Source organism: Streptomyces sp. NPDC090088, assembly GCF_044747345.1.
GTDB lineage: Bacteria > Actinomycetota > Actinomycetes > Streptomycetales > Streptomycetaceae > Streptomyces.
Genome location: NZ_JBIVDZ010000003.1, coordinates 634,633 through 658,418 on the forward strand (window position 1 = coordinate 634,633; position 23,786 = coordinate 658,418).

The window sequence follows — 23,786 nt, forward strand, 5'->3', positions numbered from 1 at the left end:
GGACCACAGGAGGGAAGACATGGCCACCGTCGAGGACGTGCGGCGCCTTGCGGTCGCGCTGCCGCGCACCGAGGAGCACCTGATCCGGGACCGGGTGAAGTTCCGGATCGGCCGGATCGTGTACCTCGCGCTGTCCCGTGACGAGACCACGCTGGGCTTCGCGTTCCCCAAGGAGGAGCGCGCGGCCCTGGTGGCCTCGGAACCGGCGAAGTTCTCCATGCCCCCGACCTCCGACCTGCGCTACAACTGGGCCCAGGCGACCCTCGCCGCGCTGGGCCCGGCCGAACTCGCCGAACTGGTCACCGAGGCGTGGCGGATGTGCGTGCCCGCCAAGGTGGCCCGCGCACACCTCGGCCCCGACCCGGACCCCGGGACGCCCCTGCCCCCGGCCCCGCCGCTCGCCCGGCTGCGGCTCTCCGCCGAGGTGTTCGCCGGCTACCGGGGCGTCGACCGCAGCTGGCTGGAGCTGCGCCGGCTGACCGCCCCCGCCCTCGACCTGACCGACCCCGCCCACCGCCTCGCCCTGCACCGCTGGCTCAACTCCTGGGGCTGCAGGCTCCCTTATCCGGCCGAGGGCGAGCCGTACCCGCTGGCGGAGGCCCTGGCCGCCTGGACGGCCGGGCACCCGCTGCCCGGCACCCCGCTCGCCGACCTCACCGACGCCGCCATCGACGCGCTGGCCGCCGCGTACGAGGACCTCGCCGGGCTCCCGGCCGGGTCCCCGGCCCGCCCCCGTTCCCTCGGCCCGACGGCCGCCGCGAAGGCGCTGTACGCGCTGCGCCCCAACACCGTCATGCCGTGGGACGCGGCCATCGCCACCGAGCTGTACGGCGCCCGGGACGGGGCCGCGTTCGCCCGCCATCTGCGCAGCGGGCGGGCCTGGGCGCGGGCCGCCCTCGCCGAGAGCGGGCTGGACGCCGACGCGCTCGCCGCCGACCTCGGCCGGCCCGCCGTCACCCTTCCGAAGGTCCTCGACGAACACCTGTACGTGACCATCACCCGCCGTGCGGCCCCGTGACCGTACGGCAGGTTCGTCCGAATATCACCCCCGCCCAGAACCCGCGTGTGACGATCCCTCGCGATCGTCGTCCGTACCGCAGCAGCGAGCTGTGACTCCAGTGAAAGGCACCGAGAAACCATGACAGTTGACCAGAGCACCAGGGACAAGGCCGAGCGGCTGCGGGCGCTCGGCAGCGACTCCGTCCTCGTGCTGCCCAACGCCTGGGACGCGGGCAGCGCCGCCGTGATCGCCGCGGCGGGCGCCCTCGCGATCGGCACCACCAGCGGCGGTGTCGCCTGGTCGCTCGGCCGGGGCGACGGCGAGCAGGCCGACCGGGACGAGATGATCGCCGCCGCCGCGCGGATCGCCGCCGCCGTCGACGTCCCGGTGACCGTGGACATCGAGGCCGGCTACGGCGCGGCCCCCGAGGAGGTGGCGAAGACGGTCACCGCGGTGGTCGCCGCCGGCGCGGTGGGCGCCAACCTGGAGGACTCCGAGGCCCCCGGCGGCCCGCTGTTCACGCCCGAGGAGCAGGCGGCGCGGATCGCGGCGGCGCGCACCGCCGCGGCCGCCGCCGGCCTGCCCGAGCTGCTGCTCAACGTCCGCACCGACGTGTACCTGTTCGGCATCGGCGAGGAGTCCGGCCGGCTCGACGACGTGCTGGCCCGTACCGCCGTGTACGCGGACGCCGGCGCGGACGGCATCTTCGTGCCGGGCCTGCTCGACCTGGCGGTCCTCGGCGAACTCGCCGCCCGCTCCCCGCTGCCGGTGAACGTCATGGCCGGTCCCGGCGGCCCCAGCGTGGCCGAGCTGGTCAAGGCCGGGGTGCGCAGGATCAGCGTCGGCACCGCGATCACCCAGGCCGCGTACACGGCGGCCCGCCGCGCCACGCTGGAACTCCTCGGCTCCGGCACCTACGAGGAGCTGGCCGGATCGCTGGACTTCTTCCAGGTGGACGGCCTCTTCCACGGCTGAGCACGGCGGCGGGGGCCGGTGGCAGCCCCACCGGCCCCCGCCCCCGCGCGGCCGTTCAGCCCGTCTTCGCCGTCCAGCGCTCGACCACCTGGTCCAGGACGTCCAGCGGCAGCGCGCCGCTGCCCAGCACCAGGTCGTGGAAGGCCCGGATGTCGAAGGCCGGGCCCAGCCGCCGGGCCGCGCGGGTGCGCAGCCGCTGGATCTCCAGCCGGCCCGTCATGTACGACAGCGCCTGGCCGGGCCACTCGATGTAGCGGTCGGTCTCGTTCTGCACCTCGGCCTCGGCCAGCACGGTGTGCTCGCGCAGATAGGCCACCGCCTGGTCCCGGCTCCAGCCGAAGTGGTGCAGCCCGGTGTCGACGACCAGCCGGGCGGCCCGCAGCGAGTCCATCGCCAGCATGCCGAGGCGGGCCACCGGACCCGAGTACAGCCCCATCTCGTCGGCGAGGCGCTCCGCGTACAGCCCCCAGCCCTCGATGTAGGCGTTGATCCAGGCGACCCGGCGCAGCCGGGGCAGCCCGGTCAGCTCCTGGGCCAGGGAGAGCTGGACATGGTGGCCGGGCACCGCCTCGTGGAAGGCGGTGGCCTCGGCCAGCACCCGTGAACGCTCCGTCGCCCGCGCGGTGTTGGCGTGGTAGGTCCCCGGCCGGGAACCGTCCGGCGCGGCCGGCATGTACCAGGCCAGGGGCGCGCCCGGTGCCTCGGTGCCGTCCAGCGCGCAGGGTACGGCGGGCAGCCGTCCGAACCGCCGGTGCGCGGCCAGCTCGGCCCGGCCGATCGCGGTCCGGGCGGCGGCGAGCAGCTCCGGGGCACCGCTCCACCGCAACCGGGCGTCGGTGCGCAGCCGTTCCCGTATCTCGCCCGCGCTCGGCGTCCCGCCGAAGGCCTGGGCCCCGGCCGGCCCGTACTCCGCCTCCAGATGGGCGAGCAGCTCCACCCCGGTGTCGTGGAGTTCCTTGGGGGAGCGGTCGGTGGTGGTGTGGACGCGGGCCAGGGTGGCGTAGTGCTCCTCGCCGTCGGGCAGATGGCACAGCCCCGGGCGCTCCGGGGGCCGTCCGTGGGGGGCGAGGTCCGTGTGCAGCGCCTCCCGGTAGGCGGCGAACGCCGGGCGCACCCGCTCGTCGATCAGCCGGTCCCGCTCGGCGTGGTGACGTGCGCTCAGCGGTACGGCGCGCAGCGGGTCCCCGGCCGGGTCGGCGAGGTAGGCGTCCAGCCGGTCCGTCGCGGTACGGACCCGTCCGGCGACGGGCAGGCGTCCCGCCCGCAGCCCCTCGCGGTGTCGTTCGGCCGCCTTCGCCAGGTAGCCGGGGACCGCCGCCAGCCGCTCCAGATGGCCGCGTTCCTGCTCCTCGCCCACCGGGCGCACGGCGGGCAGGGAGCCGAGCAGCCGGCCGAGCGGGGAGGTCTGGTAGTCGGCGACGGTGTGCTCGACCAGCCGGGTCCCCAGACGGTCGGCGACGGCCCGGGCCTGCTGCGCCACCACCGCCCGGGTCACCTCCTCGACGGCGTCCGCGACCGGCGCGGCGGCGGCCCGGTCGGCGAGCGTCGCCGCCCGCGCGGCCAGCTCCGACTGCGCCTGCCAGGAGGGGTCGGCCAGCCGCCCGACCGTCTCCGGGCAGCCTTCGAGGGCGTCCTCCAGCGGGTCCTCGGCGGCGAGCACGCCGACGGCCTCCTCGGCGAGGGCGTCGAGGGGGGTGGGAGCGGTCATGCTGAGGTCTCCTGTCTCAGGGCGGGGAACGGTCGGTCGTGCCGGGGAAGTCCGGGGCGCTCGTCGGGCACGCGGTGCCGCTGGGCGGCCGGAACATCCGGCGGGCGGTGCCGTCCCGGGGCCGGGGCGTCCGTCGCGGGGACCGGCCGGGTGCGTGCGAACTGCCCCACCAACGGCGGCAGTCCGTACAGGCCGGGCACATCGGTCCGCTCCAGCAGCCCACTGTCGACGACGGCTTCGAGAAGGTCCTCCACCGGCTCCTCCACCAGCTCCGCCACCAGTTCCCCCGCCGGTCCGTACGCCGGTCCGACTGCCGGTCCGTGCGCAGGCCCCAGCGCCGGTCCGTGCGCAGGCCCCAGCGCCGGTCCGTGCGCAGGTCCCAGCGCCGGTCCGTGCGCAGGTCCCAGTACTGATCCGAGCGCCGGTCCGTGGGGCGATCCCGGCACCGGTCCGTGCGTCGGCTCCTGCGCCGATCCCCCGTGCACCGGTTCGATCGCCCGCGCGAGCGCCGTGGCCGAGGCGTGGGTCACGCCGTCCACGGAAGGTGTCGTACCGGCCGTCGCGAACCGGTGCAGGATCAGCCGGGCCCGGGGGGTGAGGCGGCGGTAGGCGTCCTCGTACCGCTCGACGAGACTCTCGTCGCCCACCCGCAGCCGTGCGGACAGGCCGTCCGCGCGGACGAGTTCGGCGACCGCCTCGGGGAGCAGGGCCTCAGGGCGCGCGGCCAGCCGGCGGCCCGCGAGGGTGAGGGCGAGCGGCAGGTCGCCGCAGGCCTCCGCGAGCAGCAGCCCGGCACGCGGGGCGCCCCGGAGCCGCTCGGCGCCCAGCACCCCCGCGAGCAGTTCCATCGACTCGTCCCGGTCCAGGACGGGCAGCGCGAGGCGCCGTACCCCGTCCAGGCCGAGCAGCCGGGACCGCGCGGTGACCAGGATCCTGCTGTGCTCCCCGGCCACCAGCAGGTCGCGCACCTGGCGCTCCTGGAGGGTGCCGTCGAAGACGATCAGCAGGCGCCGTTCGGCCAGTACCGAGCGGTACAGGCCGATGCGCTGGGCGGGGTCGTTCGGGATGTGCTCGGCCGGGATGCCGAGGGACTGAAGCAGCCCGCCCGCGATGCCCGCCGCGTCCTTGCGGCCGTCGTCGGCCGTGCCCAGGCCGACGTACAGCTGCCCGTCCGGCAGGTCCGCGGCCAGCTCGTGGGCCAGCCGCAGGGCGAGCGCGGACTTGCCGGCCCCGGTCTGGCCGTGGATGAGCAGCGGCGGCACCGGGCCGTCGGCCGGTGCCGTCAGCGCGCGGGCCGCGGCCAGCTCGCGGGACCGGCCCGCCAGCGGCCGCGGTTCCGTCGGCAGCTGCGCCGGCACGGGCAGCAGGGCCCGTACGGCGGCGGCCCGCAGCCGCGGTTCCGGTGCCTGGTGTGCCGTCTTGGCGGCGGCCGGTGCCGGTTCGTCGCCCACGCTGCCCGCCGCCGCCCGCCAGCGCCGCTCCCAGGCCGCCCGGTCCCCGCCGCAGGCCTCGGCGAACGCGAGGGCCACCTGCAGGGTGGGCAGCCGGTAGCCGGCCGCCGCGTCCGAGAGCACCGAGGCCGAGAACAGCGCCCGCCTCGCCAGCTCCCGGTAACTGGGGGAGCCCGCCGCGGCCCGGAGCCGGCGCAGCTCCAGGGCGAAGGCGGTGGCCGGTCCGGCGTCCTGCGCCAGTGGTTTCTCCGGTCTGCCCACGCTCATGCTCCTTGGGATGGTCGGGGGCGGCGCGCCTCGGGTTCGCCGGGCACCTGCGCCCTCTCCTGCCTGCCTCCGCAGGGTCCGACCAGCCGTTCCCGATCCCTTCCCCGTGCGGTACCGGCCGGTCCCGCGGCCGTGCGGACGGCCCGCACCGGGCCCGGGCACAGGGTTTTTCGGCGCGCCGGGACAGGGGGTCTTCGCCGCGCCAGGCGTTATGCTTCCGTGGATTTGTGCTCCGCAGGGTGACCAGGCGGGCACGGGGGTGGGGGGAGCCGATGGCGGCCATGGACATGCGGTACGGCGTGCTCGACGCCGTGTGCGGTGTGGTGGCGGCCGACCCCTGCCGGTTCGTCGCGCCCACGCGGGCGCAGGGCGCGGACGATGCCGTCGGGCATCCGGCGCGGGGGGCGCACGAGCCGTACCGCGTGCCGCGCGGTCCGTCGGAGAGCCGGCCGGACGGCCACCGCCTGTGCCTCGGCGCGGTCCGGGAGGACGAAAACAGGGGGAAGAGGCTTGCTGGGACAACACGCCGAAAACCGGCTGCGTTTCAACGTGCTCGGACCGCTGGAGGTGTGGTCGGGAGACACTCGACTCCGGCTCGGCGGGATGGTCCAGGAACGGGTGCTCGCCACCCTGCTGCTTGAGCCGGGCAGGCTCGTTCCCGTCTCCCGGCTGGTCGAGGCGGCCTGGGAGGAGGAGCCGCCGGCCACCGCCTCGCACCAGGTCCGCAAGGCGGTCGCCGACCTGCGCCGCCGCATACCCGACGGCAGCCAGGTGGTCCTCACCGACGGCCCCGGCTACCGCGTCGCCCTCGCCGACGACCAGCTCGACCTGACCGAGTTCACCGATCTGGTCCTGCGGGCCAGGGGCGCGGCCGACCAGGGCGATCCGGCGGCGGCGATCGAGGCGCTGCGCGCGGCCCTGGAGCTGTGGCGCGGACCCGTCCTGCCCGATGTCGCGGGACCGGTGATCTCCGCGGCCGCCGCCGCCCTGGACGAGCGGCGGGTCGGCGCCGCCGAGCGGCTCTTCGAGCTGTGCCTCGGCCTCGGCCAGGCCGCCGAACTCGTCGCCGACCTGCGCGACCTGACGGCGAGGTACCCGCTGCGGGAGAACCTCCGCCGCCAGCTGATGCTCGCGCTGTATCGTTCCGGCAGGCAGGCCGAGGCACTGGAGGAGTACGCCCGGGTCCGGGACCTGCTGGTGGAGGAGCTGGGCATCGATCCCGGCCGGCAACTCACCCAGGTCTACGAGGGGATCCTCCGCGAGAGCCCCGAACTGGCCGCCCCCGTACCGCCGGAGGCCCCGGCGCCGACGCCCGTCCCGGTGTCCGCGCAGGCGCCCTGCACCCTCCCCTACGACCTGGCCGACTTCTCCGGGCGCGACCGGGAACAGCGCGAACTGCTCGACTGCGCCCAGCGCTCCGGCGGCCGGGCGCCCGGGATCGTCGCCATCGACGGCATGGGCGGCTGCGGCAAGACGGCGCTCGCCGTCCGCGTCGCCCACCGGCTGGCCGACGCCTACCCCGACGGGCAGCTGTACATCAACCTGCGCGGCTACACCCCGGGCGAGCAGCCGGTCACCTCGGCGACCGCGCTCGCCACCCTGCTGCGGGCGCTCGGTGTCCCCGGCGACCAGATCCCCGACGACCTTGAGGGCCGCACCGCCGCCTGGCGGGCCGCGCTGCTGGGCCGCCGGCTGCTCCTGCTGCTCGACAACGCGGCCGACACGGCCGAGGTCCGTCTCCTGATGCCCCCGGCCCCGGGCTGTCTGGTCCTGGTGACCAGCCGCAGCCGGCTGCTGGACCTCGACGGGGCGGACTGGACCTCGCTCGGCGTGATGTCCAGCGACGACAGCGTGGGTCTGGTGTCGACGACGCTCGGCGCGGAACGGGTCGCGGCGGAGCCCGAGGCGTCGGCCGAACTGGCCACGCTCTGCGGCCATCTGCCGCTCGCCCTGCGGCTGGCCACCGCCCGGCTGCGCAACCGGCCGCGCTGGACGGTCGGTTACCTCGTGGACCGATTGCGCGACGAGACCCGGCGGCTCGACGAACTGAGCCTGGGCGAACGGAGCGTGGCGGCCACCCTGCGTCTGTCGTACCAGACGATGGCGGCCGATGCCCGCAGCGCCTTCCGGCTGCTGGCGCTGCACCCCGGCTCCGACATCGACCTCCACTCGGCCGCGGCGCTCCTCGGCACGGACACCCGGGACGCCGAGGACATCCTGGAGCACCTGCTCGACGTGCACCTGGTCCAGCAGCCGGACGTGGGTGTGTACGCCTTCCACGACCTGGTGCGCAGCTTCGCGCTCAGCCTGCGCGGACCGGCCACCGAAGAGGAGGACCAGGACGCCGTCGGGCGGCTGCTCGACTACTACCTGACCGCCGCCGAGCAGGCCTGCGAGCTTCTCTTCCCCGGCCGTCGGCGACGGGCCACCGGTCTGCCGGCCACCCGGGCCGAGCTGCCGGACCTGGGCGACGCCCGGCTGGCCCTCACCTGGTTCACCCGGGAGCACACCGCGCTGAGCGGCGCGGTCGCGCTGGCCCGGGCACAGGGCTACGACCGGCACGCGGTGTGGCTCACCCGCAACGTGGTCTTCTACCTCAACGCCCGTGGCCACATCAGCGAGTTCCGCGACCTGAGCCGCAGCGCGGTCGACGCGGCCCGCCGCCTCGGCGACCTGGTGCTGCTCGCCGTGAGCCTGTCGAACCTGGGGGTGGCCTGCTGGAAGCTGGGCCGCTTCGAGGAGGGCGTCGAAGTGGCCCGGGAGGCGCTGGCGGTGGCGACCGAGCTGAGCGACCGGGACACCGAGGCGCACTCGGAGTCCACCCTCGGCCTGCTCAACAGCGTGCTCGGCCGCTTCGACGAGGCCCTGCCGCACCTGGTGCGGGCGGTGGATCTCGGCCGGGAGCTGCAGAACGTGCGCTCGGAGTCCGAGAGTCTGACCATCCTCAGCACCCTGTACGAGCAGTGGGGCCGGTACCCGGAGGCGGTGGAGGCGGCCCGGCGGGCCGTGGAACTCGACCGGCAGCTCGGCAGCCGCGAGAACGAGATCGTCTCCGTGACCGACCTCGCCCTCGCCCTGCTGGGCCTGGAGAAGTACACCGAGGCCCAGCAGTGCCTGGAGCGGGCCCGGCGCATCAGCGACCAGACCCACGATCCCGGCAACGTCGGCGTCCTGCTCGCGCTGTCCGCCGATGTCCAGCACCGGCTGGGCAACCCGGCGGACGCCGCGCGTCTCGCGGAGAACGCCCTGGAACTGGTCCGGTCGAGCGTGGTGCCGATCCGGCAGGTGAAGACCGAGAACATCCTCGGCCGGCTGTGCACCCGGCAGGGCGATCCGGCCAGGGCGCTGGAGCTGCACGGGAGTGCCCTGAAGACCGCCGCCGGCATCGGCTACCGGATCGAGGAGGCGCACGCCCTGGTCGGCCTGGCCCGGGCCTGCGAGGCCCTCGGCGACACCGCGGCGGCCGAGCAGCACGCCGGTGCGGCGGCCGGACTCTTCGACGCGATGGGCGTGCCCGAGATCGGCCGGAGCCGCTGAGCGGTCAGCTGCCGGAGGTCGCGGTGACGACGGTCGGGCCCTGGTTCTCGGCGATCACCTGGTGCCCGGCGGGGCGGTCGTTCGCCGGGTGCTGCCCGGCCGCCACGCCCAGTCCGAGCGCCAGCGTCATCGCGACCATCCCGAACAGTCCGGCCAGCTTGGTACGCATCGTTTTGTTCCCCCTTGTGATGTCCTGCTCTCGACATCACCGATGCTGCTGGCGGCCGTTCCCGGACCGTTCCCCCGCCGATACCGGGGCGGGTGACCTGCGCGGGAACGGCTCATCCGGCCGTTCGTCCGCCGCTCGGCGGGGTGGGGACGAGCCCGCTGCACGCCACCACCCGCGGGCCCTCCGCGAGCAGCACCACCGAGGTGCGCACCGGCCCCGCGCTGTGTCCGGCCAGGTCGAGCAGGGCCCGTACCACCGACCGGAGTTCCACCTGTTCGTCCGGGGTCGCCTCGGACGGCTCCGAGCTGCCGAGCCGCCGGGCGGCCACGTCGACGACCTGGTGCATACCGCTCTCGGTGACCGTGGTGATCAGGAACTCGGTGCCCTCCGACGGCTCCCGCGTTCCCCGGGGCTCCCCGCCGCCGACTCGGGTGAGTTCCTGGTTGATGCGGTTCAGGACCGACTCGTCGGCCGGGCTGTCCTCCGGGTGCCTCACGGCATCCTCCTTCTGCAGACGTGTGTCGCGGCCAGGTTTTCGGCCCCCGACCCCGTTCACCTCCCGTCGCGTTCCCGTCCGGATCCCGCCGCACCGGCGACATCCCACCCGTGAACTCGCGCAACCGACACGGTACTTGGCGGACAGAGCGGTCCCCGTGCGCTCCCGCCGCATGCCCCGCCGGGATACTTGCCGCCTGCCCGGAAGCCCGAACGGATCAGGAGCACGCCCAGTGACCAGCGACCACCGCACAGGACCGCCCCATTTCGGCAGCGAACGCGACATGCTGCGGGCCTTCCTGGACTACCACCGCGACACCCTCGCCATGAAGTGCGCCGGGCTCACCGACGAGGAGCTGCGGCAGCGGTCCATGCCGCCGTCCACGCTGTCGCTGCTCGGACTGGTGCGGCACCTGGCCGAGGTGGAACGCACCTGGTTCCGCCGGGTGTTCGAGGACCACGACATCCCCCTGGTGTGGTCCGACGAGATGGACTTCCAGGCGGCGTACGACGCGAGCGCGTCCACCCGGGCGGAGGCGTTCGCCGCCTGGGAGGCCGAGGTGGCCGAGTCCCGTCGTATCGAACGCGAGGCCGCCTCCCTGGACCGGGCCGGATACCAGCCGAGGTGGGAGGAGGAGGTGTCGCTGCGGATGGTGATGCTGCACGTGCTCCTGGAGTACGGCCGCCACAACGGCCACGCCGACCTGCTGCGCGAGGGCGTCGACGGGACGGTGGGCGCCTGAGCCCCGGCGCGGCGTCGCCCGGACGTCTCAACGGGCTTCCTGTCCATACGTCTTGACGTAACGAGCCCGTTGCGCGTTTGCTTCCCTCACATCATCGGTCGCGTACCACGCTCCCCCCACCCGGAAGGCGCCTGATGTGAGCACTCCTGCCCGCTGCGGGGCCCACGTGCCCCGTTTCGCCCTAGCCCTGGCCGCTTCCGCGTCGGCCCTCACGCTCACCGCGTGCGGTGCCATCGACGGCATCACCGGAAGCGACAGCTCCACGTCCCCGAACAACCGGGACGACATCACCGTGGGACTGCTGCTGCCCGACAAGGACACGGCCCGCTTCGAGGCGTTCGACTACCCCATCTTCAAGAAGGAGGTCGCCACCCTCACCCACGGCAAGGGCACGGTCGACTACGCCAACGCCGAGGCGGACCAGGCCACCCAGAGCAGGCAGTTCCAGCAGATGGTGGCCAAGAAGGTCGACATCATCGTGGTGGACGCGCTGGACTCCGCGGCCATCGCACCGGACGTGCGCAAGGCGAAGGACGCCGGCATCCCCGTCATCGCCTACGACCGGCTCGCCCAGGGCCCGATCGACGCCTATGTCTCCCACGACAACGAACTCGTCGGCGAGGTCCAGGGCCGCGCCATCGTCGAGGCCCTCGGCAGCAGGGCGGCCTCCAGCGAGATCGTCATGATGAACGGCGACCCCGCGGACCCCAACACCGCGCGGTTCAAGGAGGGCGCCCTCGGCGAACTCGAGAACAAGGTGCGCATCGCCGAGCAGTACGACACCGACAAATGGTCCCCGGCCGTCGCGGAAGCGAACATGAAGAAGGCCATCCGGGCCGTCGGCCTCGGCAAGATCGCCGCCGTCTACTCCGCCAACGACGGCATGGCCGGCGCCGTCATCGACGCGATGAAGAAGGCGGGCGCCACCACGATCCCGCCGGTGACCGGACAGGACGCCAACCTGGACGCGGTGCAGCGGGTGGTCTCGGGCGAGCAGTACATGACCGTGTACAAGTCCTTCCTGGACGAGGCCACCGACGCCGCGCAGATGGCGGTGTACAAGGTGCAGAGCCGCGACATCCAGTACGACGCGCTCGCCCAGGACAAGGTCGACAGCCCGACCGAGAAGGACATCCCCGCGACGCTCGTGCCGGTGGTCGCCCTCACCAAGGACAACATCAAGGACACGGTGATCGCCGACGGCGTCTACACGGTCGCCGACATCTGCACCCCGAAGTACGCGTCGGCCTGCGCGGCGATCGGTCTGAAGTAGCGCCGGCCGGTTCCGGCCGGTGCACATTCTTCCAAGACCGCGCGGCCGCGGGGCCGGTAGCGTCCCCGCTCGTACGGCCGGCGGCCGGTCGGGCGGCACGGGGGACCGTCCGACCGCCGTGGGACAGCGGAACGCCCCCCGGCCCTGTGCGGGCCGGGGGGCGTTCCGTGTCCGAACGGGGACCGGGTTACTTCACCGGCTCCGGCTCCGGCGCGCTCTCCTGCTCCGTCTCGCCCGCCGGGTCGACCGGCGTCCTGACGGAGTCGAGGAGCAGCTGGGCCACGTCCACGACGGTGATGGACTCCTTGGCCTTGCCGTCGTTCTTCTTGCCGTTCACCGAGTCGGTCAGCATGACCAGGCAGAACGGGCAGGCCGTGGAGACGATGTCCGGGTTGACGGAGAGAGCCTCGTCGACACGCTCGTTGTTGATGCGCTTGCCGATCCGCTCCTCCATCCACATCCGCGCACCGCCGGCGCCGCAGCAGAAGCCGCGCTCCTTGTGGCGGTGCATCTCCTCGTTGCGCAGGCCCGGGACGCTGGCGATGATCTCGCGCGGCGGCGTGTAGATCTTGTTGTGGCGGCCCAGGTAGCAGGGGTCGTGGTAGGTGATGATGCCCTCGACCGGGGTGACCGGGACCAGCTTGCCCTCGTCCACCAGGTGCTGGAGCAGCTGGGTGTGGTGGATGACCTCGTAGTCGCCGCCGAGCTGCGGGTACTCGTTGCCGATGGTGTTGAGGCAGTGCGGGCAGGTCGCGACGATCTTCTTGGCCGACTTCGGCTTCTTCGTCGCCGGGTCCTCGTCATCCTCGCCGAACGCCATGTTCAGCGCGGCGACGTTCTCCATGCCCAGCTCCTGGAACAGCGGCTCGTTGCCGAGCCTCCGCGCCGAGTCGCCGGTGCACTTCTCGTCGCCGCCCATGATCGCGAACTTGACGCCTGCGATGTGGAGCAGTTCGGCGAAGGCCTTGGTGGTCTTCTTGGCGCGGTCTTCGAGGGAGCCGGCGCAGCCGACCCAGTACAGGTACTCGACCTCGGTGAGGTCCTCGATGTCCTTGCCGACGACCGGGACCTCGAAGTCGACCTCCTTGAGCCACTCCAGGCGCTGCTTCTTCGCCAGGCCCCAGGGGTTGCCCTTCTTCTCCAGGTTCTTGAGCATCGTGCCCGCCTCGGACGGGAACGCGGACTCGATCATCACCTGGTAGCGGCGCATGTCGACGATGTGGTCGACGTGCTCGATGTCGACGGGGCACTGCTCGACACAGGCGCCGCAGGTGGTGCAGGACCACAGCACGTCCGGGTCGATGACGCCGTTCTCCTCGGCGGTGCCGATCAGCGGCCGCTCGGCCTCCGCGAGAGCGGCGGCGGGCACCCCGGCCAGCTGCTCCTCGGAGCCCTTCTCCTCGCCCTCGGCACTCTTGCCGCCGCCCGCGAGCAGGTAGGGCGCCTTGGCGTGCGCGTTGTCCCGCAGGGACATGATCAGCAGCTTGGGGGAGAGCGGCTTGCCGGTGTTCCAGGCGGGGCACTGCGACTGGCAGCGGCCGCACTCGGTGCAGGTGGAGAAGTCGAGGAGGCCCTTCCAGGAGAACTGCTCGACCTGGGAGACACCGAAGACGTCGTCCTCACCGGGGTCGGTGAAGTCGATCGGCTTGCCGCCGGAGGTCATCGGGAGCAGCGCGCCGAGGGCGGTCTCGCCCTTCGCGTTGCGCTTGAACCAGATGTTCGGGAAGGCCAGGAAGCGGTGCCAGGCGACGCCCATGTCGGTCTTCAGGGCGACCACGATCATCCAGATGAACGAGGTGGCGATCTTCAGGCCGGCGAAGAAGTAGGTGAGGTTCTGGAGCGTGGAGACGTCCATGCCCCGGAACCAGGAGACCACCGGGTACGAGATGAAGAACGACGCCTCGTAGGAGTCCACGTGGTGCTGGGCGCCCTCCAGGGCGTGCAGCGTGAAGATGCAGACACCGACGATCAGGATGACCGTCTCGACGAAGTACGCCTGGCCGAAGTTGGAGCCGGCGAAGCGGGACTTGCGGCCCGGCCGGTTCGGCTTGCTCAGCTGGCGGATGACGATCAGCACCAGGATGCCGAGGACCGTCATGGTGCCGATGAACTCGACGAACATGTTGTACGGCGCCCACTCGCCGATGATCGGCAGGATCCAGTCGGCCTGGAACAGCTGGCCGACGGCGTTGACGATCGTCAGCAGCAGGGAGAAGAAGCCGACCGCGACGAACCAGTGCGCGACGCCGACGATGCCCCAGCGGTTCATCCGGGTGTGTCCGAGGAACTCCCGGACCACCGTGACCGTCCGCTGGACGGGCTCGTCGGTGCGGGTCCCGGCGGGCACGTTCTGGCCGAGCCGCAGGAAGTTGTAGATCTGCAGGACGGCGCGGGCGAACAACGCCACGCCGACCACGATCAGAACCAGCGACACGATGATCGCGGCGAGTTGCATGGGGGCTCCTCGGGCCTGCGAGGTCTCTCGAAATTACTAAGCGAAATTACTAAGCGGTAACTTATGCAGTCCGTCTGAGACTACCCGCATCTTTACTCGCACTGTAGCCAGGTGCGGAGTGATCTGGATCGCTGAGGCTTGCCTCTGCATCGGCCCCACAACCCGATCGTGTTATTCGTACAGAATTGTTACATTCAGGTCTAATTTGGACCTGTGCTCTACGGGATCGCCGCCGCCACCACCGCCCTGCTGCTCGCCGCCGTCCTCGCCGCGTCGATCCGGCCGGCCGCGCTGCGGCTGGGCCTGGTCGACCGCAGGCGGGCGCGGCCCGTGCCGGCGCTGGGCGGGCTCGCCGTCGTCGGGGCGACCTGTCTGGTCGCGGGGGCCGGGGAGTGGACCGGGGTCGCCCCGCTCGGTACCGGGGTCGGGCGGCTGCTGATCGCCGGGGGAGTCGTGGCGCTGCTCGGCCTGGTCGCCGACGTCTGGCGGCTGAAGACCCGGTTCCTGCTGTTCGGTACGGCGGTGGCGGCCGCCTGTGTGGTGCCCTACGGGGAGTTCGGGATCGCCGGCGGGGTGCTCGGGGTCGGCTGGATCGCCTTCGTCGCCGTCGCCTTCAAGGGGCTCGACCACGCGGACGGGCTGGCCGGGACCGTGGGAGTGGTGACCGCCTTCGGGGCCGGGGCCTGCGCCACCGTGGAGATGATGGACGGGCTCGCCGTGCTGCTGAGCGTGCTCGCCGCCGCCCTCACCGGCTTCCTGATGCACAACTGGCACCCCGCGCGGATCGCCCTCGGCGCCACCGGCTCGCTGTTCGCCGGGTTCGTGCTGGCCGCCGCCGCCCTGCTGACCAGAACCGGGTACGACCCCCTCGCCAGCGCGGGCGTGCTGTTCGCGCTCACCGCCGTCGCGGGCGCCGACGTCCTCCTCGTCCTGCTGTCGCGGCTGCTCGCCGGGCGGCCGGTGCTGCGGCGCGGGCCCGACCATCTCGCGCACCGGCTGCGCCGGCTGGGGCTCGCCTCGCCGGGCGCGACGATCGTCCTCGGGGGCGCGTCCTTCGCCGGGGTGCTCGTCGCGGTGCTCGTGCACGGCGGCTGGATCGGGCGGACCGCCGCCACCTGCGTCGCCTGCGTCACCTTCAGTCTCGTGCTCCTCCTCCTTCGGGTGCCGGTGTACGGGCCCCGAAGGAGGGGGAGCACGGAATCATCGCAGGTCAGCGGCCACTTGCGTGTAAGGAACGGATAAGACTTGAGTCTGCTCCGCTCAGGTCTGTTGACCCAGCGCGAGGCTTGATGCACACTTGAGTCCGTTCCACTCAAGTCAGCTGGAGGAAATCACCATGGCACGTGCGGTCGGCATCGACCTGGGCACGACTAACTCCGTCGTCAGCGTTCTTGAAGGCGGCGAGCCCACCGTCATCACCAACGCCGAGGGTGCCCGGACCACGCCGTCCGTCGTCGCCTTCGCGAAGAACGGCGAAGTCCTCGTCGGCGAGGTCGCCAAGCGTCAGGCGGTCACCAACGTCGACCGGACCATCCGGTCCGTGAAGCGGCACATGGGCACCGACTGGAAGATCCAGCTGGACGGGAAGGACTTCAACCCCCAGCAGATCTCCGCGTTCATCCTGCAGAAGCTCAAGCGGGACGCCGAGGCCTACCTGGGCGAGAAGGTGACCGACGCGGTCATCACCGTCCCGGCCTACTTCAACGACTCCGAGCGCCAGGCGACGAAGGAGGCCGGCGAGATCGCGGGCCTGAACGTCCTGCGCATCGTCAACGAGCCGACCGCCGCCGCGCTGGCGTACGGCCTCGACAAGGACGACCAGACGATTCTCGTCTTCGACCTCGGTGGCGGCACCTTCGACGTGTCCCTCCTGGAGATCGGCGACGGCGTCGTCGAGGTGAAGGCCACCAACGGCGACAACCACCTCGGTGGTGACGACTGGGACCAGCGCGTCGTCGACTACCTGGTCAAGCAGTTCGCGGCCGGCCACGGCGTGGACCTCGGCAAGGACAAGATGGCCCTCCAGCGCCTCCGCGAGGCCGCCGAGAAGGCCAAGATCGAGCTGTCCTCCTCCACGGAGACCTCGATCAACCTGCCGTACATCACCGCCTCCGCCGAGGGCCCCCTGCACCTCGACGAGAAGCTCACCCGCGCCCAGTTCCAGCAGCTGACCGCGGACCTGCTGGAGCGCTGCAAGACGCCGTTCCACAACGTCATCAAGGACGCCGGCATCAACCTCGGCGAGATCGACCACGTCGTCCTCGTCGGCGGCTCCACCCGTATGCCCGCCGTCGCCGAGCTCGTCAAGGAGCTGACCGGCGGCAAGGACGCCAACAAGGGCGTCAACCCGGACGAGGTCGTCGCCATCGGCGCCGCGCTCCAGGCCGGTGTCCTCAAGGGCGAGGTCAAGGACGTCCTGCTCCTCGACGTCACCCCGCTGTCCCTCGGTATCGAGACCAAGGGCGGCATCATGACCAAGCTCATCGAGCGGAACACGACGATCCCGACCAAGCGGTCCGAGATCTTCACCACCGCCGAGGACAACCAGCCCTCCGTCCAGATCCAGGTCTACCAGGGCGAGCGCGAGATCGCGGCGTACAACAAGAAGCTCGGCATGTTCGAGCTGACCGGTCTGCCGCCGGCCCCGCGCGGTGTCCCGCAGATCGAGGTCGCCTTCGACATCGACGCCAACGGCATCATGCACGTGACCGCGAAGGACCTGGGCACGGGCAAGGAGCAGAAGATGACCGTCACCGGCGGCTCCTCGCTGCCGAAGGACGAGGTCGACCGGATGCGCCAGGAGGCCGAGCAGTACGCGGAGGAGGACCACCGCCGCCGCGAGGCCGCCGAGACCCGCAACCAGGGCGAGCAGCTCGTCTACCAGACGGAGAAGTTCCTCAAGGACAACGAGGACAAGGTCCCCGGCGAGATCAAGACCGAGGTCGAGGCCTCCCTGGAGGAGCTCAAGGAGACCCTCAAGGGCGAGGACACCGCCGAGATCCGCACCGCTACCGAGAAGGTCGCGGCCGTCTCCCAGAAGCTGGGCCAGGCCATGTACGCCGACGCCCAGGCCTCCGGTGCCGCGGCCGGCGGTGCCCCCGCCGGTGACGCCGCCGACGACGTGGTGGACGCCGAGATCGTGGACGACGAGCGCAAGGACGGTGCCGCGTGACGGAGGAGACCCCGGGCTTCGAGGAGAAGCCCGACGTCCCCTCCGGCGCCACCCCCGACGACGCCGGGCCGAAGGCCGCTCCCTCCCAGGGGGCGGCCCCGGCCGGGGACTCAAGCGCACAGCTGGCCGGTCTGACCGCGCAGCTGGACCAGGTCCGCACCGCGCTCGGTGAGCGCACCACGGACCTCCAGCGCCTCCAGGCCGAGTACCAGAACTACCGCCGACGCGTGGAGCGCGACCGGATCACGGTCCGGGAGATCGCCATCGCGAACCTCCTGACCGAACTCCTGCCCGTGCTCGACGACATCGGCCGCGCCCGGGAACACGGCGAACTGGTCGGCGGTTTCAAGTCGGTGGCCGAGTCGCTCGAAACGGTCGCGGCGAAGATGGGCCTGCAACAGTTCGGCAAGGAGGGCGAGCCCTTCGACCCGACGATCCACGAGGCGCTGATGCACAGCTACGCGCCGGACGTCACCGAGACGACGTGCGTGGCCATCCTTCAGCCCGGGTATCGCATCGGCGAGCGCACCATCCGCCCCGCGCGGGTGGCCGTCGCCGAACCGCAGCCGGGCGCGACGGCGGTGAAGGCCGAGGGGACCGAAGAGGCCCCCGCGGCGGCGGACGAGAAGGACAACGGCCCTGAGGAGGGCTGACGTAATAAGTACCGAGCGGAAGGAGGGGCGTCGGGGATGAGCACCAAGGACTTCATCGAGAAGGACTACTACAAGGTCCTCGGCGTCCCCAAGGACGCCACCGAGGCTGAGATCAAGAAGGCGTACCGGAAGCTCGCCCGCGAGTTCCACCCGGACGCCAACAAGGGCAACGCCAAGGCCGAGGAGCGCTTCAAGGAGATCTCCGAGGCGAACGACATACTCGGCGACCCCAAGAAGCGCAAGGAGTACGACGAGGCCCGCGCCCTCTTCGGCAACGGCGGCTTCCGCCCGGGGCCGGGCGCGGGCGGCGGCAACTTCAACTTCGACCTGGGCGACCTCTTCGGGGGCAACGCCCAGGGCGGGGGCGGCTTCGGCGGGGGCGGCGGCGGCTTCAGCGACGTCCTGGGGGGCCTGTTCAACCGGGGCGGCGGCGCGGGCTCCCGCACCCAGCCCCGGCGCGGCCAGGACATCGAGTCCGAGGTCACGCTCAGCTTCACGGAGGCCATCGAGGGCGCCACGGTCCCGCTCCGGATGTCCTCGCAGGCCCCCTGCAAGGCCTGTTCGGGCACCGGCGACAAGAACGGCACGCCCCGCGTGTGCCCGACCTGCGTCGGCACCGGCCAGGTGGCGCGAGGATCCGGAGGCGGCTTCTCGCTCACCGACCCCTGCCCGGACTGCAAGGGCCGCGGCCTGATCGCCGAGCACCCCTGCCTGGACTGCAAGGGCAGCGGCCGCGCCAAGTCGTCCCGGACCATGCAGGTCCGCATCCCCGCCGGGGTGACGGACGGCCAGCGCATCCGGCTGCGCGGCAAGGGCGCACCGGGCGAACGCGGCGGCCCCGCGGGCGACCTGTACGTCATGGTGCACGTGGACACCCACCCGGTGTTCGGCCGCAAGGAGGACAACCTCACGGTGACCGTCCCGGTGACCTTCACCGAGGCGGCGCTCGGCGGCGAGGTCAGGGTCCCGACCCTGGGCGGACCGCCGGTCACCCTGAAGCTGCCCCCGGGCACCCCCAACGGCCGCACCATGCGCGCCCGCGGCAAGGGCGCGGTCCGCAAGGACGGCACCCGCGGCGACCTGTTGGTCACCGTCGAGGTGAGTGTCCCGAAGGACCTGTCGGGGAATGCTCGTGACGCGCTGGAGGCGTATCGCGAGGCGACCGCGGGTGAGGACCCGCGGGCCGAGCTGTTCGAGGCCGCGAAGGGAGCATGACAGAGATGGACGGCCGTCGACGTAATCCGTATGAACTGACCGAGGAGACCCCGGTCTACGTCATCTCGGTGGCGGCCCAGCTCTCCGGACTGCACCCGCAGACGCTGCGCCAGTACGACCGCCTCGGCCTGGTCTCTCCCGACCGCACGGCCGGGCGGGGCCGGCGCTACTCGGCCCGCGACATCGAACTGCTCCGCCAGGTGCAGGCGTTGTCGCAGGACGAGGGCATCAACCTGGCCGGCATCAAGCGCATCATCGAACTGGAGAACCAGGTCATAGCGCTCCAGCAGCGCGTCGCCGAACTCCAGGCCGCGGTCGACGGCGCGGCGGCCGCGATGCAGCAGCGCGAGGCCGCCGTCCACGCCTCCTACCGCCGCGACCTGGTCCCGTACCAGGAGGTCCAGCAGACCAGCGCACTGGTGGTGTGGCGACCGAAGAAGGCGAAGGACTAGCAGTACGCACGTGGAAGGGCCCCGGCAGCACGCCGGGGCCCTTCTCGTGGCTACGGCTCCAGGATCGCCCGGTCCGCCCCGGGCGCCGACTCGGTGCCGTCGGCGTACAGCGCGGTCACCCAGTAGTAGTGGGTGGTGCCACGGGTGGCCGTGGTGTCGTCGTAGGAGCGGTCGGTCGTGGCCGCCAGCTTCTCGTACGTCTTCGTCGCCGGGTCCCAGCGGTAGACCTGGTAGCCGGTCGCCGAGTCCACCGCGCTCCACCCGAGGTGGACACCGCCCGAGTCCGGAGTGTCCGCGGTCAGGGTCAGCGGGGAGCCCTCCGGGGTCGCCACCGACGGGGTCAGGTCCAGCTCGTCGACGGCGACCGCGCTCACCGGCCCCAGCCAGCGGCTGGAGTTGCCCGCGGTGTCGATCGCGTCCACCCAGTAGCAGGCGTGGTCGCCGTCGGGCGTGCGCACGTCCCGGTAGTGGGAGGTGCCGGCGTTCAGCCACGCCCACTCACCGCCGGAGCAGACCTGCTCCGCGTCGTCCTCGCCGATGACCGTGCCCCGGTAGACCACGTACCGCTTCAGGTCGGCCTCGGTGTTGTCGTCCCAGTCCAGCTCGATGCCGTACTCGGTGGCCGTCGCGGTCAGGCCGGTCACCTGGGCGGGCGGCTTGTCCGACTCCAGCGTGGTGACGGTGACCGTGTCCGAGGGGAGCGACACGGTGGAGATCTGGTCCTCCGTCGTCACCACGTAGTGGTAGGTGGTCCCCTCCTCCGCCGAGTAGTCGCCGCAGCTGTACCGCCGTGAGCCGTCGGCGGATTCGGTGTAGGTGGTGGTGCAGGTGACCTCCGTGGCGGTGGCCGTGTCCACGGGCAGGGTCGTCGAGCGGTAGACGTGGAAGCCCAGGACACGGCCGTCCTCGGGCTTGACCGTCCACGACAGCAGCGCGGCGCCGATGTCCGCCGTCGCCGTGAGGCCGCGCGGAGCGGCGGGTGCCCGGTGCACGTACGTGGTGACGCTGTACGGCGAGAGGTGACCGGAGCTGTCCAGCGCGGCCACCTTGTACTGGTAGCCGGCGCTGCGGGCGAGCGTGTCGTCGCCGAGGGAGGTCCCGACGACGTCGGTGACGCGTTCGACGTTGCTCGGATCCGTGCGCACCACCCGGTACTTGACGGCGCCGGGCACGGCCTTCCAGAACACCGTCGCCGTCGTGTCCGTGATCGACGAGGAGAGGCCGCTCGGCGCGGCCAGCGTGATGCTGGTGACCAACTGGTCGGCGGTGCCGCCCGACTCGTTGCCTGCCTTGTCGTAGGCGCGGATCTCGTAGTAGTAGAGGGCGCCGGTCGCGGGCGGGGCGTCGGTCAGGGACGTCGCCGTCGTCGTCCCCACCTTCGTCCAGCTGGTGCTGCCCCGCAGGCGCCGGTAGACCCGGTAGCCGGCGAGATCCATCTCCCGGTTCTTCGTCCAGCTCAGCTTGGTCGTGTTGGCGCTGCCGTCGTAGGAGACCAGCGGATCCAGCGGGGCGAGGGGCTTGACCTTGTCGACGGTGGCCGAAGTGCGGGGCGTGTAGCCGAACTTGACCTTCGCGGCGCCGGTGAAGTTGGCGTAGTCGACGCGCAGGGTGTGCTTGCCCTTGGGGACGGTCACGTTGACGGTCTTGCTGACCGTCTTGGTGGTGTTCTTCCACAGGTCGACCTTGCGGGTGCCGTCGACGTAGACGCGGATGCCGTCGAGTCCGGAGGCGGCGAGGGCGAAGGGCCCGCCGGAGCCGAAGTCACGGGTCACGCTCCAGCGCACCCCGAAGCCGTCCTTCGGCAGGCCGGACGCGGGGGCGCCGCTCCAGGACTCGCTGATCGCGGAGTCGCAGTCGGTCTTCTTCGGGGTGCCCTTGAAGGTGGTGTTGGCGAAGAACTGCCGCTTGAAGACGGGCGAGGCACAGCTGGTCGCGGCCGAGGCGCCGGGCGCGGCGACGACGGTGAGGAGGCCGGCCGTGGTGGCCAGCACCACGGACGTCGCCTGCAGGGTGGTCTTCATCGGGGGCTCAGGCTCCGCTCGGCAGGGACGCGCAGGCGTCCACGTTGCTGAAGGTCTCCGAGCCGTCGGGAGCGACGACCGAGAGCACGTAGAAGACGGTCGTGCCGTGGGGCACGGTCGGGTCGGTGTAGTGGGTGGCGGTGGGGGCCAGCGGTACGTCCGTCACCCGGACGTAGGTGGCCGTCGCGGGGTCCCAGCGGTACACGTTGATGCCGGCGGCGCCCGTGGCCACCGAGTCCGCGCAGTCGATGTACATGCCGCCCTCGTCGCCGAGGGTCGAGTACGTGGTCAGCGAGCAGTCGGCGGTGTCCTCGGGGACCACCGCCGGGGTGAGGTCCCGCTCGGTGACGGTGACCCGGGAGTAGGGCCCGCCCCACTCCGGGATGTCCTTGCTGTCCTCGTACGAACCGGAGTTCCCGTAGATGTCGACCGGGACGACGATGTAGCTCTTCGTCTCGCCGTTCGCCACCTCCGGGCCGACGACGTACTCGGAGCTGCCGGCGGGGACGGACTCGATGTACGAGGGCTCGTAGCCCTCCAGGTCCTCGTACACCTCGTAGTGGTCGATGTCCGCCGCCGGGCTGTCGTCCCAGTCCAGCTTGACGCCGTACTCCAGGGGCTCGGCCGTCAGGTGGGTCACGGGCGGCGGCGGGACCTCGTCGCCGGGCCGGGTGACGGTCAGGTCGGCGGAGCCGGTGGACCAGCGGCCGGCGGTGTTCTGCCGGATCATCACGTAGTGGTAGGTGGTGCCCTGGTCGCCGTCGTAGTCGACGCAGGAACGGACCGTGCCGCCGGCCGCGTCCGTGCTCTTCTTGCGGCTGCGGCAGTCGGTGAGGTTGGCGTAGGTGAGCGCCACCGGGGAGGTCGTCGAGCGGTAGACCTCGTAGTCGGCGGTGTCGCCGCCCGCCGCCTCGGTCCAGGTGAACACCGCGCCGTAGCTCGGCACGGTCGCCGTCACGTTCTGCGGCGGCAGGATGGTCCGGGTACTGCGCACGACGTTGGAGGAGCGGGCGTTGCCCGCCGCGTCCAGGGCGCTGACCTTGTAGTCGTAGGCGTAGCGGTAGGACGCCTTGGTGTCCGAGTAGCCGGTGGCGGTGGTCTCGGCGATCTCGGTGTACGTGCTCGACGAGTCCGACTTGCGGTAGACCTTGTAGGACACGGCGCCCGCCGGGGCGGTCCAGGAGAGGTCGTTGGAGGCCTCGACGGCGGTGGCGGTGAGCACCGGGGCGTCGGGGGCGGTCCAGTCGTAGGAGATGACCAGCTGGTCGGCGGAACCGGCCGACTCGTTGCCCGCCTTGTCGTAGGCGCGCACCTCGTAGTAGTACGACTGCCCGGTGGGCGGCGGCTGGTCGCCGGCGGTGCGCTGGGCGGCCGTGGTGGTGGCCACCCGGGTCCAGCTGCCGGACCCCGCGAGCCTCCGGTAGACGCGGTAGCCGGCGAGGTCCATCTCCTTGTTGGCGGACCAGGACAGCTCGGCGTACGCCCACTCGCCGTCCGGAACGTAGTCGGCCGAGACCCCGGCCGGCGTGAGCGGCTTGACCTTGTCGACGGTGGCCGAAGTCCTCGGCGTGTAGCTGAACTTGACCTTGGCGGCGCCGGTGAAGTTGGCGTAGTCGATCCGGAGGGTGTGCTTGCCCTTGGGGACGGTCACGTTGACGGTCTTGCTGACCGTCTTGGTGGTGTTCTTCCACAGGTCGACCTTGCGGGTGCCGTCGACGTAGACGCGGATGCCGTCGAGGCCGGAGGCGGCGAGGGCGAAGGGCCCGCCGGAGCCGAAGTCACGCGTCACGCTCCAGCGCACCCCGAAGCCGTCCTTCGGCAGTCCGGACGCGGGGGCGCCGCTCCAGCTCTCGCTGATCGCGGAGTCGCAGTCGGTCTTCTTGGGGCTGCCCTTGAAGGTGGTGTTCGCGAAGAACTGCCGCTTGAAGACCGGAGAGGCGCAGGTCGTGGCCGCCGAGGCGGTGGCGGCCGTACCGCCGAGGAGGGTGCCGGCGGTGGCGAGCACCACGGCGGCGGCCGAGGCGCTTCTGGCTGGGTTCATTCGTTCCTCTGATCGGATCGACACGGCAGGGACGGCCGTTGCCGATGTCGACTCCTGAGGAAACGACTTGGTTGTACTGATCTTTGCCTTCTCATGAACTCCCTTTGGATGGAGGGTCCGTAAAGAGTGTTTGCAGACGATTCCGCTCTACCTTCACAG

At 72.0% G+C, this 23,786-nt stretch carries 17 protein-coding genes; 10 read left to right on the top strand and 7 right to left on the bottom strand.

All coding sequences use genetic code 11. The features are described from left to right. Positions 1–19: 19 nt before the first annotated feature. Positions 20–1,018, top strand: coding sequence for an MmcQ/YjbR family DNA-binding protein (locus ACIPSJ_RS18780; RefSeq protein WP_401346985.1), 999 nt, complete (start codon positions 20–22; stop codon positions 1,016–1,018). A 120-nt stretch (positions 1,019–1,138) separates the two neighbouring features. Then, on the top strand, positions 1,139–1,975 hold the full coding sequence (locus tag ACIPSJ_RS18785) for an isocitrate lyase/phosphoenolpyruvate mutase family protein (protein ID WP_401346987.1): 837 nt from the start codon (positions 1,139–1,141) through the stop codon (positions 1,973–1,975). Between the two features lie 55 nt (positions 1,976–2,030). Here the strand turns inward: ACIPSJ_RS18785 and ACIPSJ_RS18790 are convergent, their stop codons facing one another. Then, entirely contained in the window at positions 2,031–3,683 is a 1,653-nt protein-coding gene (locus ACIPSJ_RS18790) for a DUF885 domain-containing protein (protein ID WP_401346990.1), read from the bottom strand. Next, positions 3,680–5,401, bottom strand: coding sequence for an NB-ARC domain-containing protein (locus tag ACIPSJ_RS18795; RefSeq protein ID WP_401346993.1), 1,722 nt, complete (start codon positions 5,399–5,401; stop codon positions 3,680–3,682). Before ACIPSJ_RS18795 ends, ACIPSJ_RS18790 begins: the two co-directional genes overlap by 4 nt. Before the next feature lie 510 nt (positions 5,402–5,911). Here ACIPSJ_RS18795 and ACIPSJ_RS18800 point away from each other — a divergent pair. Further along, positions 5,912–8,938, top strand: a complete 3,027-nt coding sequence (locus ACIPSJ_RS18800) for an AfsR/SARP family transcriptional regulator (RefSeq protein WP_401346994.1) — start codon at positions 5,912–5,914, stop codon at positions 8,936–8,938. Positions 8,939–8,942: 4 nt separating this feature from the next. On the opposite strand, the gene ACIPSJ_RS18805 is transcribed toward ACIPSJ_RS18800, so the two are convergent. Together ACIPSJ_RS18805 and ACIPSJ_RS18810 are read right to left on the bottom strand one after the other, a co-directional pair. After that, positions 8,943–9,107 carry a hypothetical protein gene (locus ACIPSJ_RS18805; RefSeq protein WP_355725296.1) on the bottom strand — a complete coding sequence of 55 codons (165 nt, stop codon included), beginning with the start codon at positions 9,105–9,107 and terminating at the stop codon, positions 8,943–8,945. A gap of 112 nt (positions 9,108–9,219) precedes the next feature. Further along, positions 9,220–9,603 carry a hypothetical protein gene (locus ACIPSJ_RS18810; RefSeq protein ID WP_355725293.1) on the bottom strand — a complete coding sequence of 128 codons (384 nt, stop codon included), beginning with the start codon at positions 9,601–9,603 and terminating at the stop codon, positions 9,220–9,222. Between the two features lie 232 nt (positions 9,604–9,835). On the opposite strand from ACIPSJ_RS18810, the gene ACIPSJ_RS18815 reads away from it, so the two are divergent. Further along, positions 9,836–10,345 carry a DinB family protein gene (locus ACIPSJ_RS18815; RefSeq protein ID WP_359206426.1) on the top strand — a complete coding sequence of 170 codons (510 nt, stop codon included), beginning with the start codon at positions 9,836–9,838 and terminating at the stop codon, positions 10,343–10,345. Positions 10,346–10,481: 136 nt separating this feature from the next. Further along, entirely contained in the window at positions 10,482–11,618 is a 1,137-nt protein-coding gene (locus tag ACIPSJ_RS18820) for a sugar ABC transporter substrate-binding protein (RefSeq protein WP_401346998.1), read from the top strand. Positions 11,619–11,805: 187 nt separating this feature from the next. On the opposite strand, the gene ACIPSJ_RS18825 is transcribed toward ACIPSJ_RS18820, so the two are convergent. After that, positions 11,806–14,073 (bottom strand): (Fe-S)-binding protein, encoded by a 2,268-nt coding sequence (locus ACIPSJ_RS18825; RefSeq protein WP_359206422.1) that lies wholly within the window; start codon positions 14,071–14,073, stop codon positions 11,806–11,808. 213 nt (positions 14,074–14,286) lie between these two features. On the opposite strand from ACIPSJ_RS18825, the gene ACIPSJ_RS18830 reads away from it, so the two are divergent. The 5 genes from ACIPSJ_RS18830 to ACIPSJ_RS18850 all read left to right on the top strand — a co-directional run bounded on the left by ACIPSJ_RS18830 (position 14,287) and on the right by ACIPSJ_RS18850 (position 19,565). Beyond that, positions 14,287–15,315, top strand: a complete 1,029-nt coding sequence (locus ACIPSJ_RS18830) for an MraY family glycosyltransferase (RefSeq protein ID WP_401347001.1) — start codon at positions 14,287–14,289, stop codon at positions 15,313–15,315. Between the two features lie 94 nt (positions 15,316–15,409). After that, positions 15,410–17,245, top strand: coding sequence for a molecular chaperone DnaK (gene dnaK / locus ACIPSJ_RS18835; RefSeq protein WP_359206418.1), 1,836 nt, complete (start codon positions 15,410–15,412; stop codon positions 17,243–17,245). Beyond that, the gene (gene grpE / locus ACIPSJ_RS18840; RefSeq protein WP_355725277.1) at positions 17,242–17,898 is read left to right on the top strand and encodes a nucleotide exchange factor GrpE; all 657 of its coding nucleotides are present in this window, start codon (positions 17,242–17,244) and stop codon (positions 17,896–17,898) included. The genes dnaK and grpE overlap by 4 nt, the downstream gene beginning before the upstream one ends. A gap of 36 nt (positions 17,899–17,934) precedes the next feature. Continuing rightward, entirely contained in the window at positions 17,935–19,113 is a 1,179-nt protein-coding gene (gene dnaJ / locus ACIPSJ_RS18845; RefSeq protein WP_359206415.1) for a molecular chaperone DnaJ, read from the top strand. Positions 19,114–19,118: 5 nt separating this feature from the next. Further along, positions 19,119–19,565 (top strand): heat shock protein transcriptional repressor HspR, encoded by a 447-nt coding sequence (locus ACIPSJ_RS18850; RefSeq protein ID WP_089100113.1) that lies wholly within the window; start codon positions 19,119–19,121, stop codon positions 19,563–19,565. A 50-nt stretch (positions 19,566–19,615) separates the two neighbouring features. Here the strand turns inward: ACIPSJ_RS18850 and ACIPSJ_RS18855 are convergent, their stop codons facing one another. Together ACIPSJ_RS18855 and ACIPSJ_RS18860 are read right to left on the bottom strand one after the other, a co-directional pair. Next, positions 19,616–21,586 carry a PA14 domain-containing protein gene (locus ACIPSJ_RS18855; protein ID WP_401347005.1) on the bottom strand — a complete coding sequence of 657 codons (1,971 nt, stop codon included), beginning with the start codon at positions 21,584–21,586 and terminating at the stop codon, positions 19,616–19,618. 7 nt (positions 21,587–21,593) lie between these two features. Continuing rightward, entirely contained in the window at positions 21,594–23,627 is a 2,034-nt protein-coding gene (locus ACIPSJ_RS18860) for a PA14 domain-containing protein (RefSeq protein WP_401347008.1), read from the bottom strand. Positions 23,628–23,786 lie beyond the last annotated feature (159 nt).

Coding starts and splice junctions, on each gene's coding strand:
- ACIPSJ_RS18790 (WP_401346990.1), bottom strand. CDS start 3,683: ATGACCGCTCCCACCCCCCTCGACGCCCTCGCCGAGGAGGCCGTCGGC.
- ACIPSJ_RS18805 (WP_355725296.1), bottom strand. CDS start 9,107: ATGCGTACCAAGCTGGCCGGACTGTTCGGGATGGTCGCGATGACGCTG.
- ACIPSJ_RS18855 (WP_401347005.1), bottom strand. CDS start 21,586: ATGAAGACCACCCTGCAGGCGACGTCCGTGGTGCTGGCCACCACGGCC.
- ACIPSJ_RS18785 (WP_401346987.1), top strand. CDS start 1,139: ATGACAGTTGACCAGAGCACCAGGGACAAGGCCGAGCGGCTGCGGGCG.
- ACIPSJ_RS18860 (WP_401347008.1), bottom strand. CDS start 23,627: ATGAACCCAGCCAGAAGCGCCTCGGCCGCCGCCGTGGTGCTCGCCACC.
- ACIPSJ_RS18795 (WP_401346993.1), bottom strand. CDS start 5,401: ATGAGCGTGGGCAGACCGGAGAAACCACTGGCGCAGGACGCCGGACCG.
- ACIPSJ_RS18825 (WP_359206422.1), bottom strand. CDS start 14,073: ATGCAACTCGCCGCGATCATCGTGTCGCTGGTTCTGATCGTGGTCGGC.
- dnaJ (WP_359206415.1), top strand. CDS start 17,935: ATGAGCACCAAGGACTTCATCGAGAAGGACTACTACAAGGTCCTCGGC.
- dnaK (WP_359206418.1), top strand. CDS start 15,410: ATGGCACGTGCGGTCGGCATCGACCTGGGCACGACTAACTCCGTCGTC.
- ACIPSJ_RS18850 (WP_089100113.1), top strand. CDS start 19,119: ATGGACGGCCGTCGACGTAATCCGTATGAACTGACCGAGGAGACCCCG.
- ACIPSJ_RS18780 (WP_401346985.1), top strand. CDS start 20: ATGGCCACCGTCGAGGACGTGCGGCGCCTTGCGGTCGCGCTGCCGCGC.